The organism is Pseudoalteromonas sp. XI10, assembly GCF_001469895.1.
Taxonomy (GTDB): Bacteria; Pseudomonadota; Gammaproteobacteria; order Enterobacterales; family Alteromonadaceae; genus Pseudoalteromonas.
This window is the reverse complement of sequence record NZ_LOPY01000006.1, coordinates 1-16,609: the sequence shown is the minus strand read 5'-3', so window position 1 is coordinate 16,609 and position 16,609 is coordinate 1. Positions and strand designations below refer to the sequence as shown.

The following is a 16,609-nucleotide window of genomic DNA, read 5'->3' as shown; positions in this document are numbered from 1 at the left end:
TAGATACAAGAAATAAGTATGCTGAATGCCGACAAAAATGTACTCAAATACGACATTTCCTATATAAACAAAATGTTATATGTAATGACATTGGTACTCTTTCGCTGTCATGCCATATTTTGCTTTAAAAAATTTAGAAAAATACGAGCGTGACGAAAAGCCCACATCATCTATTACTAAGCTTATTTGTCGCCCTTGTCTTAGTAATTCAGCTGCTCTACTCAGTCGATAATTACGCAAATACTCACTGGGAGTAATGTTTAATAGAACTTTTAACTTACGTTGTAATTGACGCTCACTAAGCGCTAATTCTTTCGCACAATTCACCATAGAGAAACCTTGTTGCTGGTAATGCTCAGTAACATACAACTCAAGCTTTTCAAGCAGCTGTTTGTCACGAGGATCAACCACAACCGGTTGCTTTGTCTCAACATGAGCAGGTGCATCCATAGTTTGCTGTTGAGAATATAAATTGACCCAATGTATCCAATTCTCAACCTTTAAAAAGAGCTCTTCTCTATCAAATGGTTTAGTGATCACATCTAGCGCATGCTGTTGCAAACTACTTACTCGGGTTTCATAGTCTCCCTTGGCGGTCAAAATAATCACCGGAATATGACAAGTAACGGGCGAATTATGTAATGAATCTAAAACAGTAAAGCCATCGACTTTTGGCATCATTAGATCAGTAATAATTAAATCTGGTACTTGGCTCAGCGCTATTTGCAAACCGATCTGACCATCTTCAGCTAATAATACTTGATAGCAGTGCTGTAACTCTGTTTTTAGGTAATGACGCAACTCGTCATTATCTTCAATAATTAGTACACTCGCTTTGTCATGACTCACTTTTGATTTTAGGCTTGTACTATCAACAGGAACTTGCTCTGCAAATTGTGCTGTTTTAAATGCGAGCTTAAAGTTGGTTCCTTCTCCTAAACGACTTGCCAACACAATATTGCCTTTGTATTTATCGACCAGACGTTTAACGATAGCTAAACCTACGCCACTGCCTTCTACATTTGCATGACTACTTACTCTGTAGAAAGTATCAAACACCTTGTCTTTTTCAGCGTCTGCGATGCCTTTACCTGTGTCTGTTACTTCTATGTAGGCAAGCTCACCTGATGCGCTTACGATTAAGCTGACTTGGCCTTGCTGAGTATATTTAAAAGCATTGCTTAATAGATTAGTAAGAATCGTGATCACCCCTTCTCGGGTGCTTTCAATAAATACAGCCTCTTCAATATCAACCTTAAAGTCGATGGACTTTTCACCTAACACAGCAAACTGCCCCGCGACCTCTCTGGCTATTGCCGATAATGATACAACTTTAATAATCTCTTCATGGCGCTCATCATAGCGAGTCAAGGTTAGTAGCTTATCGACCAAGTTTTCTAAACGCCTACTATTACGCAATACCAAATTCAGTTGCTCACGCTTTTCAGTATTTCGCTCATCTGCTATGAGCTTTTGCAACGGCGCAATTAACAAACTCAAAGGAGTACGTAATTCATGGGATGCATGTGTGAAAAAACGCACTTTATTTTCGAGTGAGTCACTCAGAGCGTCAGCTTGCTGTTCGATTAGCATTTTTTGCTCTGCGATTTCGTCAGTGCGTTCGCTAACAATTTGCTCCAGATAATATTTTTGTTTGCGTATACGGCGAGTCCAAAGCACTGTAAATAACCACACCATCGCCAAAATTAGCATGACTGCTAGCAGATAAAACTCACTTGTTTGCCACCAAGGCGCAAGAACCGTTATGTTTAACAGTAATGGGGTGAGCGCATTTGCCCCATTTTCACTACTAGCATTAACTTTCAACTGATATTTACCAGCAGGAAGATTAGTGTAGTCAACAAATAAAAACGACCCTGTAGCTTTTCGCCATTGCTGTTCAAAGCCCGCTAACTGATAGGAGTACTGGTTAGTCTGTGGCTCAGAGTAGTGTAGGTAACTAACCTGAAAATGAACCCGTTTAATTCCCGCAGGAATAGTCACTGAACGGCTTTTTTCTATTTGGTATAAGCTGCCTAAACGGCTGACTCCCTGATTTACCACATCCTCATCATCAAACTGCAAACTAGTGAGTGCTAATTGCCCGCCAATAGTATTAACTTCAAGGTCAGCAGGATTAATGACACTAACCCCTTGAGTGCCACCAAACATCAAACGGCCATCACGGGTTTTTAAATAAGCACCGGCATTAAATTCATTACCTTGTAAGCCATGTCGAGCTTTATAATTTTTTATGCTCATGGTTGCAGGGTCTATTTTAGCGAGGCCGTTGTTAGTACTTAGCCAGACCCTATCTTCATTGTCTTTTAGCAACGCATATACGACTTGATTAGGAAGGCCTTGAGCAACATTAAGCTGATGAACTTGCTGGTTGCTCAAATCAATAATATTTAAGCCGTTCGATGTTGCGAGCCACATTTGCTGATCAATTTTTAAAAACGCTCGCACTGTATTATCAGATAAAGCCAAGTTGCCTTTGCGATAATTAGTGAGAGTATCGGTTGCTGCGTTGTAGTGATAAGCCCCATCACCATCTGTGCCTACCCATAAATCTACTTGCGAGCTTTTGTATAAACTCGTCACCCGCGCCGTTGGAATTACAAGTTGTGTATTCGCTACAGGCTGTGCAAAACTAATAAATTTGCCGCGCTGCCTATCAAAGCAAAACAACCCCCCTCCATTAGTGCCGACCCAAACATTATTTTTCTCATCAACTAAAAGGGCATATATACTGTTTTCAGTTAAGCCATGCCCGCCTTCATCTGCCCGAAAGTGACTGATGCTGCCATCGGTATGCAAAACATCAATCCCTTGCTGCCAGCTGCCAATCCATATATCGCCATTACGATCTTCGGCGATGGCTTTAATTGCATTGCTACTGATTGAATACGGTGAACTTTCGGTGGTTATGCGATCTAAACGATTTAATTGCTGATCAAGAATATCGATACCGCCACCCCAGCTGCCATACCAAATACGTTGCTTTGAGTCTTCAAATAACGCCCACGCATCGTTACTTGAAAGTGGCGTTGGCTTTTTTAACTTACTAAATTGCAATGATGCTGGGTCGAGCTTACTGATCCCATGTGCAGTACCAAACCACATAATGTCGCTACTGTCTCGGTAGATACTATATACCCGGTCATGAGCAAGACTATATTTATCAAACGGGTCATGCGCTAAAACGGTGAAGCTTGCATCAATAGGGTCGTAAACATTAATTCCGCCGCCTCGCGTTGCCAGCCAAACTCGGCCTTGGCTATCAAACTCAATATCACGAATTTCATTACTACTAAGCCCAGAATTATCATCATTAGAAGTCAACCACTGCGTTATTGTTTGGGTGCTTAACGCAATTTTATATAAGCCGCCGCCCTGACTTGCCAACCAAATACTGCCATCAGGAGACTGTTTGATAGCAAAGATACTAGCATGAATATCTACAGGCTCAGCAAAGCCAGAAAAAACCGAATTGATTTGTTGATTATTAATAAGGTCATAATGAAGTAACCCAGCTCCATGCGTTCCTATCCAAAGTATGTCAGCGATTTTTGATAGCGCATAAATAGGTTTTTTTAATCCTGTTATTAAGGTTTCAAGCTGCTCTGCTCGCTTATCGTAACGAAACAGGCTGCCGTCGTAAGTGCCAATATAAACTTGCTGCTGCGCTACTAATAAGCTGGTTATTCGGCGCTCTTTTAAAAGCGGCTCAGAAAATTGATAATTATGTAATGCGAGTTGGTTTACACCACTATTTCGAGTGCCTATAAACAACGTTGACTCGTTGTCGATTGCCAATGGGTAAATATAGTTATTCGCTAGACTATTCGTCTCATCAGAGGCTGTGAATACAGTAAATTCATTACCATCAAAACGGTTTAAACCTGCCTGTGTTGAGATCCAGATAAAACCTTGCTGATCTTGTACAATATCAAACACAACACTTTGCGATAGACCATCATCAATATCGTAGTTTTGAAATGCACACAAAGCTGAAGGTAAAAACAGAAGTGCTAACAGCGCTATTAAAAAACGGATCATCCCTAAATCTACACATTTATTATTAGTTATTAATCAAGCGTAGTTCAGTTCAGCTAACATTCATAATCATTTCCCAATTTAGGGATTAATAACTAGGATAGATATCAAGGGGTTGGATTTAGGTGTGAGTTAGCGAGTTAGCGAGTTAGCGAGGGTAAAGGTGCTAGGTGCTAGGTGCTAGGTGCTAGGTCAAGCCTAATCGTGGGAGTGCTTTATGGTGGTTTGGGTTTACTAAAGAAAAGGTTTACATGGATTGTGTTGGGTTTCGCTACGCTCAAACCAACCTACCCGTAGAATGAACGGGTGAATTTTGAGAGCGAACCGACGACCTTCGGGCTCTGAACCTGAATTTCAGGCATAAAAAAACACGCTTTAGCGTGTCTAGTATTACATATTAATTTTTAATTTCAGTTGGTTGCGGGAGCCGGATTTGAACCGACGACCTTCGGGTTATGAGCCCGACGAGCTACCAGGCTGCTCCATCCCGCGCCTGAAATTATTAAGTTTATTTTACTTCTCACTTAATTTAAGAAGTTGGTTGCGGGAGCCGGATTTGAACCGACGACCTTCGGGTTATGAGCCCGACGAGCTACCAGGCTGCTCCATCCCGCGCCTGAATATTAAGTTTATTTTACTTCTCACTTAATTTAAGAAGTTGGTTGCGGGAGCCGGATTTGAACCGACGACCTTCGGGTTATGAGCCCGACGAGCTACCAGGCTGCTCCATCCCGCGCCTGTATGTTTAGAGTCCCAGAAGCCGAATTTAAACCGACGACCTTCGACTTCAGGTATTAGCGAGTCCGACGAATGATTTATCATTCTGCTCTATCCCGCACCTGTAATCTCTGAGTAACATAAGCATGTTATTGCTGCCCTGTTTCAGAGAGAGCGCTATCATATAGCAATAAGATTAGAAATCAAGGGTTATAGTGACAAATTTAACTCAAACGAACAAAAAGCACACAAAACAAAGCTAAAAAGCACGCTGATGAGGACTAATCATTTTTTGCCACTCCCAATCAGGGTGACCCATCACAATAAAGTCAGGGTTTTCTGTGCTTTCTCGTTGATTGTAAGTTAACGGGTTGAATTCAGCATCGGTTATACAGCCACCAGCTTCTTCTACAATCACTTGTGACGCCCCAGTATCCCACTCACCCGTTGGCCCGATACGTAAAAAACAATCAGCTTTACCCTCTGCGATGATACAAGCCTTTAATGAACATGAGCCTAATGCCACCGTCGCAAACTGAGTATTTAAATACTGGCTGACCGCTTCAATTTTTTGTCTGCGGCTTACAGCTAAGGTTAAATTATCAGGTGTTGCTACCGAAATTTGCTGATCTTGGCCATTTTCACGTTTAAATGCGCCATTTTGATAACTAGCAAAATAAGTCACTTGTTTCGCTGGCCAATGGATAACACCCAGTACTGGGCGATTATTTTCAACTAAAGCGATATTAACTGCAAAATCACCGCTTTCTAGAATAAATTCCCCTGTACCATCCATAGGATCAAGCAGCCAATAACGGTGCCAATCTTTTCTGTCTGCCAGCGCCGGAATGGGTGTTTCTTCTGACATAATTGGAATATCAGGGGCTATGGCTTTCAAACCAGCCATTAATACATCGTTCGATGCTAAGTCAGCCTTGGTGACCGGAGTATGATCTGACTTTTGCTCAGCACCAATATCATCCTGCTGATAAATGGCCATAATGGCATCGCCTGCTTGCTCAGCTAACCGAATACACGGTTCTAAAAAATCATTCATTGCCCGCTCCCGACTCTAAGTACTTTGTTAATAATAGCAAAGCTGCGACACTTCGTGCTTCAGTAAAGTCTTCTTGTTGCAATAATGATTGCCAATCACTTATTGGCCATTTTACAACGACAAGCGGTTCAGGCTCATCACCAGGTAAGGTTTCAGGGTAGAGATCTTCAGCATATAAAATATGCATAGTGGCATTAAAGTAACTCGGCGCCATGCTGACTTTTTTAAGTTCAGCGAAATGCTTAGCACCAAAACCAACTTCTTCTTTCAGCTCACGGTCTGCAGCTTGCTGTGGTGTTTCGCCTGGGTCAATTAAGCCCTTTGGAAAACCCAACTGATAATCATTGGTGCCTGCACAATATTCTCGCACTAATAACAGTTCGTTATCGGCCGTTACTGGCACAATCATAACTGCCCCTCTGCCACCGCCACGAATTCTTTCGTATTGCCTTTGCTCATCATTTGAGAACTTCAATTCGAGAGATTCAACAGTAAATAGTCGACTTTTAGCGACAACTTCATTAGACAAAATTTGCGGTGGTGTAGGATGCTTTTTCTGTGTCATTGGCATTAATTTGCTATCATGGCAGTTATGCTCATCATAAATCTTTTAAAGTGAATTGCCTATGTTAAATTGGTCAAAAATCGATACTGTGTTGTTAGATATGGATGGCACCCTACTCGATTTGCATTACGATAATTACTTTTGGCTAACCGTTATTCCCGAGCAATATGCACGTAAACATAAAATCAGCTTAGATGCAGCAAAAGCTGATATTTTACATCGTTATCAACAAGTTCACGGACAAATTAATTGGTACTGCTTAGATTATTGGCAACAACAACTTGATTTACCAATTATGGCGCTGAAACGTGACATTCAACATTTAATCAGAATTCGTGAAGATGTTCCGCCATTCTTAACTGAACTGAGAAAAGCAGGCAAACAATTGATCATGCTTACTAACGCGCACCCAGATTGTGCTATGTTAAAGTTTGAACATACTGCTATCGATAATTACTTAGATGGTGTGATCTCAACTCATCAATATGGCGTGAGTAAAGAGCATCAACCATTATGGCAACAAGTACATCAAGAATGGCAGTTTGATAAAGAAAGGACTTTATTTGTGGATGACAGCCCTGCCGTGCTAGATGCGGCAAAAGAGTTTGGTATCGGCCATATTCTTGCGGTTGCCAACCCAGACAGTCAGCAACCACATAAGCAGTTCGATGGCTTTTTATCAACCATCGATTTTCGCGAGCTTATACCCGTTGAATGATTACTTCGGGTAACGCTGCTCTAAGCCTTGATATACTAGTTTTGCAAAATCTGCATGCTCTGTATCTAGGCTTTTTACCACTTCAACTAAGTGCTCGTTATCTTCTTGGCCATTCCACACTTTGATATAACTACCGTCTTTGTAGCCATGATCTTGGCGGAAAAAGTTCAAGGTATTTTTACCAACGTAGCCACGGTATAAATCATCGATATCCATACCGATTTGCGCCATACAACCTGCAAATGCAGCGGCATTAAAACTCTTTTCAGCAACAGCTGATGCGGCTAATAATTCGAGTGTTTGTTTAAAGTCATCGGCTTGAACTGGCGCACTTAACTCAGCTTCAAGTTTCGCAGCTAACTGCTCATAGCTAGTTTCACCATCAATGCGTAAAGATAAACCAAAATGGAAAATATCAACTAACTCTAAAATAACTTGTTCTGTATCTGGGGTTTGTTTCTTCCACCACTTCCAACCGTAGTGATCCAGCATTTCAGCACACTCAACCCAAATTGCACGATACCATTCAAAACCTTGGCTAAACCATTGCTCATGAACTTTGGTATTCATCGCATTTTGCATCTCGAGCATAACAACGAGTTTTTTTAAATTAGCAGACATTCTTTATCCCAACTTGCATTTTTTATTTGCCTATATACTACAGTTAAATTTGAGTTTGATGTAGGTAAAGATGAAATAAATCCCGCAACAATCAGGTCATCTTTGCAGTTGATAAAAATAACCGAGGAAGCCCATGTTTAAATCTCTACTCATTAGTGCACTGTTTGTACTATCAAGCCACGTTATCGCTGCAACTGCAACCAATATTGCCGAATCAGCAGAGCAAGTTAGTCCGTTATTACCGGGCTTAACGGTGCCAAATGTTGAATTGAAAGACCAATACGGTAAAACCGTCTCGCTAGCTGAGCGCTTTAAAGAAAAAACTACCGTGCTGATTGTTTATCGTGGTGGCTGGTGCCCATATTGTTCAAAACAATTGGCCAGCGTGCAAAAAATAGAGAAAGAATTAGCAAGCTTAGACGCGCAACTAATTGCCGTTTCACCAGATAGCCCTGAAAAACTCGCTGAAACAAAAATTACAGCTCCTAGTTATCAATTGCTTTCTGACGACAGCCTTACTTTGGCGCAAACGTTAGGTTTAGCATTTTATTTAGATGACAAAACAGCAAAGATTTACCGCAATAAGCTTGGGGTTAACTTTGTCTCGTTAGAAGGTGAGCCGAAAGTAGCACTGCCAGTACCAGCAGTATTCGTGATAGATACAAATGGGTTAGTTCATTTTCAATACGCCAACCCAAATTACAAAGTACGCTTAACAGAAGATTTATTACTAGCCGCTGTTAAATCAGTGAGTGAGCAATAAATTAGCAACCGATAAGCAGAATATGCTTCTGCTTATCGGCCTTGTGTAAATTCTTGCCAAGATTCAATTAAATCAACAAAATCTTCAAAGCCACAGCCACTGCATAAGCCTTCTTCTTCAAGCATTAAGTCATCATCTTGGTAGGCAACTAAGTCTTCGTTGTCTTGATGTAATGCATGTGCTTCGAACAGCGCTTCGTCTTTACTTAAGATCAAATCAATTTCTTGACCTTGTAAGGTTAAAGGCTCATGACTACTCTTAACAGCAGAGATCAACGCTTGCACCATCGCGATTTTTTCTTTTCCGACTTCTTCGTTTAGCCAACGGCCTATGATGGCGTGTTCAGAGGAAATTTTAATGCGTAAACCGCTAATAGGGTCGCGGATAAATTGATATTCCATGGAGGGTACTCTTAATACGTTATCTGCTAATTATACCGTTTGCAGCTAAACGTGGCGAGTTTAGTCGTCTTAAAACAACTCGAGCGCCAACATGGCGCTCGTGTTTATGCTATTTAAAATAGCTAGAGTCGCGATTTGAAGCGTGCAGCATCAATAATCGCCCATAGGTATACGATTGGCAGTAGAATAAAACCAACTGCCACATAAATTAGTGCACCACTAATAACCCATGCTAAAAAGAATGCAATAGCCGCCATTAAACGACCTTGTACCAATTGCCCTAAACCGGGAAAAAAGATATTACATATTGCTGCGATTACATTACCGCCAGAACCTTGCTCTGCCATACTAACCTCTGTAGTTTTTAATGATTATACTTTTTATAATCACACTTTATGCCAACTTATTATGACTTACAAATCAAAGTGTTAAAAAGTAGCGTTATTTTAATTTTAGTTCTTTTTGCTAAAAATCGGTCAAATTCACAATTTTTATACTGCAATTTTAATGACTTGCCAAAATAGCTGTTTATAAAAACAGTATTTTATTTAGCCTTGCATAAACACCTGTTATACTCCACCCATTATAGATTGAAAAGGCGTAACGATGGACGTTTCTGAATTACTCGATGGCTTAAATGACAAACAACGGGATGCAGTCGCAGCCCCATTGCAAAATATGCTGGTACTTGCAGGTGCAGGTTCTGGTAAAACTCGAGTACTTGTTCATCGCATCGCATGGCTCATGCAAGTTGAGCAAGCTTCTGCATACAGCATCTTTGCGGTAACCTTCACTAACAAAGCCGCGAAAGAAATGCGTACCCGTGTAGAAGAAACGTTAAAAGCACCGGTTGGTGGTATGTGGATTGGTACCTTCCACGGCTTATCTCATCGTATTTTACGCGCCCATCACCGTGAAGCGAACTTGCCTGAAAGCTTTCAAATCTTAGATTCTGACGATCAACAACGCATGATCAAACGCTTACTTAAAGCGATGAACATCGATGATAAAAAGTGGCCAGCAAAACAATTTGGTTGGTATATCAGCGCGAAAAAAGATGAAGGTCTGCGCCCTAAAGACATTCAAGCCTACGATATTAATGAGCAAATGATGCTAAAAGTCTATGCTGCATATCAAGAGGCTTGTGACCGTGCAGGTTTAGTCGACTTTGCAGAAATACTACTGCGCTGCTACGAAGTACTTAAGAATCACCCTACTCTTTTACGTCACTATCAACAGCGTTTTGCCCACATGCTGGTAGACGAGTTCCAGGATACCAATACTATTCAGTATGCTTGGTTAAAACTGCTCGCAGGTAACACCAACAGTATTATGATCGTAGGTGATGATGACCAAAGTATCTATGGCTGGCGTGGCGCAAAAATTGAGAATATCAAACGCTTTTTAACTGACTTCGAAGCCGAAACCATTCGCCTTGAACAAAATTACCGTTCAACGGCAACAATCTTAAAAGCATCAAATGCGCTGATCAAGAACAATGCTGAACGCATGGGTAAAAGCCTTTGGACAGACGGCAATGATGGTGAGCCTATTTCTGTTTACGCTGCGTTTAATGAATTAGACGAAGCGCGCTTTGTTAGCAGTAAACTACGTAGCTGGCTAAATGCGGGTAATGCATTACAAGACGCCGCCATTTTATACCGTAACAATGCGCAATCTCGTGTACTCGAGGAAGCAATGCTACAAGAAGGCTTAAAATACCGTATTTACGGCGGTATGCGCTTCTTCGAACGTCAAGAGATCAAAGATGCACTGTCGTATTTACGTTTAGTGGGTAACCGTCAAGATGATGCTGCTTTCGAGCGCGTTATTAACACTCCTGCCCGCGGCATTGGTGATAAAACGCTAAGCCATATCCGTGATTGCGCGCGAAATGAGTCATTGCCACTTTGGTATGCCGCAAAAGCGATTATCGAGCAGCAGCACCTATCTGGCCGTGCAGCAAGTGCCGTCACTAAATTTTTAGAACTTGTTGAGCATATCGAAGATAAAATCAGCGATCTCACCTTAGAAGAGCAAGCGAAATATGCCATTCAAACCTCAGGGTTAATGGCAATGTATCAAGCTGAAAAAGGTGAAAAAGGCCGTGCCCGCGTAGAAAACTTAGAAGAGCTTATTAGTGCTTGTGGTCAATACGAACTCCCTGAAGATGAAGAGTTCAGCTCACCACTACAGGGATTTTTGGCTTATACCTCACTAGAATCTGGCGAAGGCCAAGCTGATGAGCACGAAGACGCAGTGCAAATGATGACATTACACTCAGCAAAAGGCCTAGAATTCCCATTGGTATTTATGGTTGGTGTTGAAGAGGGCATGTTCCCATCACAACAAAGTAATGAAGAGTCTGGTCGTTTAGAAGAAGAACGCCGCCTCTGCTATGTTGGTATGACTCGCGCGATGGAAAAACTATATATTAGCCATGCAGAAAGTCGCCGTTTATACGGACAAGAAAAATACCATAGCCCATCACGCTTTTTACGTGAAATGCCTGAAGACTGTATCGAAGAAATCCGAATTAAAACACAGGTTTCAAGACCGCCTGCGGCAGGTCGATTTAGTCCATCAGTAACACATGCCGCATTTGAAGATAGCGGCTTTAACTTAGGGCAACGCGTATTACACGCCAAGTTCGGCGCAGGAACCGTACTCAATTACGAAGGGAGCGGCGCACAGTCACGTATTCAAGTGAACTTTGATGACCTAGGCAGCAAATGGCTTGTAACACAGTATGCAAGACTTCAAGCCTTATAATGAGTACTTAACAGCACTGTGTAATGAGCTGGTGATTGCAAAGCATCGCCAGCTTGTCATTGTGCAAGGCAGCGAAACTTGGTGCTATAAGTTTGCAAACCAATTAGCGCTTAATAATAGCTATGTTTTCAGTAGCAGCTCATTATTAGCAAATAGTAAGTTTCCAAAACATGCTCACCAAATTCTTGGCCAAGAGTTTCAACACGCAATTTTTGATGGTTTTAGCGGCTTATATGCCGATAAACTCGCAGCGCTTGCCGGTACCGTAAAAGCAGGTGGTGTACTGATACTGTTGCTGCCCGATGACCGCAAGTGGCAAGACCCTGCACTCACAAGTATTACCTCTTATGGCCAAGTGATTAAACACAGCTTTTTTAATCAGCGTTTATTCGCCAAGCTAAAGTTGCAGCCACATTATTTTACTGAGCACTCGCTCCCTGCTTACCAATCAGTATCGCCAGCAACTGCTGAGATAAATTATCAGCAACAACAAGCATGTGTTGAGCAAATTATTAAAACCGCAACAGGGCGCGCTAATCGTCCTTTTGTGATCAGTGCAGACCGAGGTCGTGGTAAGTCAGCTGCTTTAGGGATTGCAGCAGCAAGTCTTCAAGATAAAAGAATCCTCATTTGTGCCACCCAAGCCAAATCCGTACAAACAAGTTTTAAGCATTTAGCCACTGAGCTTGGTGTTAGCAAAGAACTAAACTGTAAGGAACTAGCTAACCTTAGCTATATTGCGCCAGATATACTGCTACATGAAAAACCTGATTGCGATCTGTTATTTGTCGATGAAGCAGCGGCGATTCCGGTTCCTATGCTATTAGAGATACTAAAAAGTTATCCACGAATCGTATTTGCTAGCACTATGGTTGGTTATGAAGGAAATGGGCGTGGTTACACGTTACGTTTTTTACATTACTTACGTAGCCAATATAAATCGCTAAAGACTATTACTTTGGATGAGCCAATTCGTTTTGCTAAACATGACTCTCTCGAAAATAGCCTACGCGAACTATTACTTCTCGATGCAAAGTACCTAGATACGCAGAGTAGTAAGTCTTACCAATTTGAAAACATAAGCAAAGAGCAACTTGTTGATGATGAGCAGCTGCTTAGCCAAATTATGGCGCTACTGGCGCTGGCTCACTACCAAACCACAGTAAATGACTTACGCCAATTGCTTGATGCCCCAGAGTTACAGCTATCGATCTGCAAACAAGAAAATGCCTTAAAAGCCGTTTGCTTAATCGCTATTGAGGGTGGCTTAGCACCAGAAATCGCAGAGCAAGTAATAAAAGGAAAGCGCAGGCCTCATGGTCATTTAATGGCGCAAACTCTGACTCAATTGAGCCGAAATACAGAAGACTTATGTAAACGCTCAGCGAGAGTAGTGAGAATAGCAGTTGCACCTGAACGTCATCAACAAGGTATTGGCTCAGCCCTGTTAAACTACTGCGAAAGCCAATTAAATAATTGCAGTTATTTTGGTGCCAGCTTTGGCGCAAATGCAGCGTTAGTTAACTTTTGGCAAAGTAATGGCTTTAGTATTGTTAAGCTTGGATTTAGTCATGACAAAGCAACGGCTGAACATGCTGCTTTAGTGATTAAAGCGTTAGAAAAGCAGACGACTGATAGCGTAGCACTCTTAATAGAAGAGTTTAAACAAGACCTGTCTTTGCAACTCCTTGGTCACTTTAGCTCACTTCCTTGGCAGCTTATTGCAGAACTATTCAAAGGCTTACCAAAAACTGACTTACCTTCTGCCTTAAATACAAGAGCTGAGCGACTGTTAAACGGTGATATTAACCTCTTCCAAGTACAGCCATTGCTATGGCAAATGATTTGGAGCACACCAATTAGTCTAAATTTATTAGATGAACATACAAAATTCATCCTTATTCGACTAGTATTACAGCAAACCTCTGTAAATAGCTTGATCGAAGAAGCCGGTTTTACAGGTAAAAAAGACTTAGACTCACAGTTCAAAACCGCAGTGCAAGGTTGGTATGCTCACTATAAATCACTTCAAAATAACAGCCATTAAGTGTTTATGTTTTTATGCCTTGCTACTATCTCAGTTAGCTTTAGCTGAACACGAACAACCTACCATTAAACTCGGGATGTCGACGGCACTGACTGGACCTGCTAAGCAAATAGGTGAACAGCTAGCGCTTGGCAGTAATATTTACTTTAACAAAATCAACAAAGAAGACGGTATTAATGGCCAAAGTATCGATCTGATCTTAGCTGATGATGGCTATGAGCCAAAAAATACCGTAGTGAATACCCGCGAGTTTCTATTTGACCAAAAGATCCATGCGATTTTTGGCTCTATGGGCACGCCAACAGCTCATGCAATTAAGCCCCTACTAGATAGACACCGAATTCCATTTCTCATGCCATTTACAGGCGCTGACTTTTTACATAACAGCTCAATGCCGAATGTATTTAATCTTCGTGCGAGCTACCAAGATGAAGCCATAGAGCAAATTAACTACCTAGTTAAAGAGCGTAAGCATGAAAAAATTGGCTTAATGATCCAAGCCGATGAGTTTGGTTACATGGTAGAGAGCAATCTCGTTAACGCCCTAAAAACACATGGTATTAAACCTGTAGAAGTCGCACGGTTTAAGCGCAATAGTGATGATATTTCAAAAGCTTTAGCGCTTCTAAAAGAAAGTAAGGCAACCGCAATTTGTTTAGTCGGCACCTACGAGCCTCTCGCTGAATTTATTAATGCTGCAAACAAACAAAGCTTCAACCCAGACTATACTTCGGTGTCTTTCGTATCGAGTCATGATTTATATCAGCGAATTAAGCAGCCCGCCAACATAATGGTCACTGAAGTGGTACCTGACCCAAATAATTGTAAAAACCCTTGGTGTAAGCAATTTATTGAAGATATAGAGCCTTATCACACTAGTGCAAATAGAATTATTTTTGAAGGTTATTTGAATGCTGTTGCATTGGTTAGCGCTGCCCAAAAATGCCCAACACCACTAAACAATCAATGCCTACTGACCGAGCTAAATCGACTCTTTACTGATACATCAGATTTCGCTGATCTATTTAACACTCACACATCTGGAAATAACAAAAAAATCTACCGCTCATATTTTAAAAGTAATTAGGTTAAACTACGACTAAATTACAATAATGTTCTATGCTATAGAGACTTAACAAGGCTTTGAGGGAAATATGGATCTGATTAATTTTCGAGTTGGCCAAAAGACCATTTCACTAAAAATTCTCGATATTCTTCTAACCGAGCGTTACGAAGGAAACTTAACGTCGTTGCCAAATGAAAATAAAAGCTTCATTGGAGTTAAAGATTATATGGAAACTCCAACGCCTATCTTTGATTTAGGAATTGTATTAAACAATCACTCAACCAAAGAAACCAATGCCGAATTATCCGACCTTTTAGTCGAAAGAGAGAAAGACCATTTAGATTGGCTAGATGCCTTAGAAAATAGCTTAGTAACAGGTGCGCCTTTTACAAAAGCCACAGATCCAGACAAATGTGCCTTTGGTCGTTGGTATAACAACTTCGAAACCGATAACGAAGACTTACAAAGCATCTTAGCCAAGTTTGATAAGCCACACCGAGAATTACATGCCATGGCTGGTGAGTTATTAGAATTGCAAAAAAGCCAACCTCACGATAAGGTAATTAGCTTGTTTGCAGAGAAAAAACGCCAAACATTCAACCAACTTATTAGGCTGTTTGAATCGGCACGTGAGCAGATCATTCTTGATTACAAGCCAATCATCATCTTCACTACTAAAGACGGCGTAACACCTCATATAGGCCTTCTAGTCGACAAAGTAGAAGACAACATCAACGTAAAAAAAGAAGACATCAAACCGTTAGACCAACTTACCTCGGTTGGTTTTGATGTTGATCCGCAAACTAAAAACATGATGCGCGGACTAATTAAAATGAAGCATAAACACAGCTTATTATTAGACCCAAGTGCCATCTTCCGTCCAGAGCACCTCATGCGCCACGAAGCAGAAGAAACCGAAGAGTATGGGCTTTTTTAGTCGCTAGTTAGCGAGTTTGAAAGAGTAAAGTTAGTGAGGGGAAAGTTGAAAGGTCTGGCGTAGGTTGGGTAGAGCGGAGCGAAACCCAACACATCACAGAAGAGCTATCAGCTTTCAGCCGTCAGCGATCAGCGATCAGCCGCGCGGTGGAAGTGTTTGGTGCTGCGTCTACCTCTGCTGGAGGTTCTAGGTTCTAGGTTCTAGGTTCTAGGTTCTAGGTTCTAGGTTCTAGGTTCTAGGTTCTAGGCAAAGTGTACTTGTAGGAATGGCTTTAGCCATGAATGTGTTTTTATGGTCTAGATTCGGCACTGAAGTGCCTCCTACGGGTATTCTTGCTGAGGGTGACTCTGTACTAAACAACCACACAGCTCAACTGACATCTGAGATATGCATCACGTAGGAATGGCTTTAGCCATGAATGTGGTTGTTATAGTCTAGATTCGGCACTGAAGTGCCTCCTACAGGATTTTGTTGCTGAGGGTGACTCTTTACAGGACAACCCCACAGTTCAGCTGACGTCTGACGGCTGAAAGCTGACAGCTAAAACGCAAAAAAGCCCGACTCTTTCGAATCGGGCTTTCTCTTATTTGGAGCCTGGCGATGACCTACTTTCACATAGCAGCTGCTACACTATCATCGGCGCTGTTTCGTTTCACTACTGAGTTCGGCATGGGGTCAGGTGGGTCCAAAACGCTATTGTCACCAAGCAAATTTGGTTCGTTAATCGCCTTGGCAATTAACTAAAATTCGGAATGCTGATATCAAGTAAATGTCTACTTTAGTGTCTTAACTTCTGTTTGTTACGCTGTCATAAAACGCGTTTGGCGTTGTATGGTTAAGCCTCACGGGTAATTAGTACAGGTTAGCTTAATGGCTCGCACCACTT

Annotated in this window: 12 protein-coding genes, 3 tRNA genes and 1 rRNA gene; 6 read left to right on the top strand and 10 right to left on the bottom strand. The window is 41.5% G+C overall.

Going from position 1 to position 16,609, the window contains the following annotated elements; translation table 11 throughout:
* Positions 1–75: 75 nt before the first annotated feature.
* From AUR67_RS00410 to nudE, 6 genes are all read right to left on the bottom strand, one after another.
* Positions 76–4,062 carry a two-component regulator propeller domain-containing protein gene (locus AUR67_RS00410; protein ID WP_058583701.1) on the bottom strand — a complete coding sequence of 1,329 codons (3,987 nt, stop codon included), beginning with the start codon at positions 4,060–4,062 and terminating at the stop codon, positions 76–78.
* Positions 4,063–4,474: 412 nt separating this feature from the next.
* A tRNA-Met gene (locus AUR67_RS00405) sits at positions 4,475–4,551 on the bottom strand.
* 46 nt (positions 4,552–4,597) lie between these two features.
* Positions 4,598–4,674, bottom strand: a tRNA-Met gene (locus AUR67_RS00400).
* A gap of 44 nt (positions 4,675–4,718) precedes the next feature.
* Positions 4,719–4,795, bottom strand: a tRNA-Met gene (locus AUR67_RS00395).
* A gap of 240 nt (positions 4,796–5,035) precedes the next feature.
* Complete coding sequence (gene cysQ / locus AUR67_RS00390; RefSeq protein ID WP_055021754.1) at positions 5,036–5,833, bottom strand: 3'(2'),5'-bisphosphate nucleotidase CysQ; 798 nt, start codon at positions 5,831–5,833, stop codon at positions 5,036–5,038.
* A complete protein-coding gene (nudE, locus tag AUR67_RS00385) occupies positions 5,826–6,398 on the bottom strand; it encodes an ADP compounds hydrolase NudE (RefSeq protein WP_171040476.1) in 573 nt (190 codons plus the stop codon). The genes cysQ and nudE overlap by 8 nt, the downstream gene beginning before the upstream one ends.
* 61 nt (positions 6,399–6,459) lie before the next feature.
* On the opposite strand from nudE, the gene yrfG reads away from it, so the two are divergent.
* Positions 6,460–7,116, top strand: a complete 657-nt coding sequence (gene yrfG / locus AUR67_RS00380) for a GMP/IMP nucleotidase (RefSeq protein WP_058583700.1) — start codon at positions 6,460–6,462, stop codon at positions 7,114–7,116.
* On the opposite strand, the gene AUR67_RS00375 is transcribed toward yrfG, so the two are convergent.
* The gene (locus AUR67_RS00375) at positions 7,117–7,737 is read right to left on the bottom strand and encodes a dUTP diphosphatase (RefSeq protein ID WP_058583699.1); all 621 of its coding nucleotides are present in this window, start codon (positions 7,735–7,737) and stop codon (positions 7,117–7,119) included.
* 133 nt (positions 7,738–7,870) lie between these two features.
* Between AUR67_RS00375 and AUR67_RS00370 the strand changes: the two genes are divergently transcribed.
* Positions 7,871–8,500, top strand: coding sequence for a peroxiredoxin-like family protein (locus AUR67_RS00370; RefSeq protein WP_058583698.1), 630 nt, complete (start codon positions 7,871–7,873; stop codon positions 8,498–8,500).
* A 32-nt stretch (positions 8,501–8,532) separates the two neighbouring features.
* Here AUR67_RS00370 and AUR67_RS00365 read toward each other — a convergent pair whose 3' ends face one another.
* Together AUR67_RS00365 and AUR67_RS00360 are read right to left on the bottom strand one after the other, a co-directional pair.
* On the bottom strand, positions 8,533–8,901 hold the full coding sequence (locus AUR67_RS00365) for a YacL family protein (protein ID WP_058583697.1): 369 nt from the start codon (positions 8,899–8,901) through the stop codon (positions 8,533–8,535).
* Between the two features lie 122 nt (positions 8,902–9,023).
* Positions 9,024–9,248: a hypothetical protein gene (locus AUR67_RS00360; RefSeq protein ID WP_054554878.1), complete on the bottom strand. Its 225-nt coding sequence runs from the start codon at positions 9,246–9,248 to the stop codon at positions 9,024–9,026.
* A gap of 259 nt (positions 9,249–9,507) precedes the next feature.
* Here AUR67_RS00360 and uvrD point away from each other — a divergent pair, with 259 nt between their 5' ends.
* The 4 genes from uvrD to AUR67_RS00340 all read left to right on the top strand — a co-directional run bounded on the left by uvrD (position 9,508) and on the right by AUR67_RS00340 (position 15,723).
* Complete coding sequence (uvrD, locus tag AUR67_RS00355; RefSeq protein WP_058583696.1) at positions 9,508–11,673, top strand: DNA helicase II; 2,166 nt, start codon at positions 9,508–9,510, stop codon at positions 11,671–11,673.
* Entirely contained in the window at positions 11,651–13,720 is a 2,070-nt protein-coding gene (locus tag AUR67_RS00350; RefSeq protein WP_058583695.1) for a GNAT family N-acetyltransferase, read from the top strand. Before uvrD ends, AUR67_RS00350 begins: the two co-directional genes overlap by 23 nt.
* Positions 13,683–14,807: an ABC transporter substrate-binding protein gene (locus AUR67_RS00345; protein ID WP_152996448.1), complete on the top strand. Its 1,125-nt coding sequence runs from the start codon at positions 13,683–13,685 to the stop codon at positions 14,805–14,807. The genes AUR67_RS00350 and AUR67_RS00345 overlap by 38 nt, the downstream gene beginning before the upstream one ends.
* Before the next feature lie 67 nt (positions 14,808–14,874).
* Positions 14,875–15,723: a CZB domain-containing protein gene (locus AUR67_RS00340; RefSeq protein ID WP_055199374.1), complete on the top strand. Its 849-nt coding sequence runs from the start codon at positions 14,875–14,877 to the stop codon at positions 15,721–15,723.
* A gap of 592 nt (positions 15,724–16,315) precedes the next feature.
* Here the strand turns inward: AUR67_RS00340 and rrf are convergent.
* Positions 16,316–16,430 (bottom strand): 5S ribosomal RNA (rrf, locus tag AUR67_RS00335).
* Positions 16,431–16,609 lie beyond the last annotated feature (179 nt).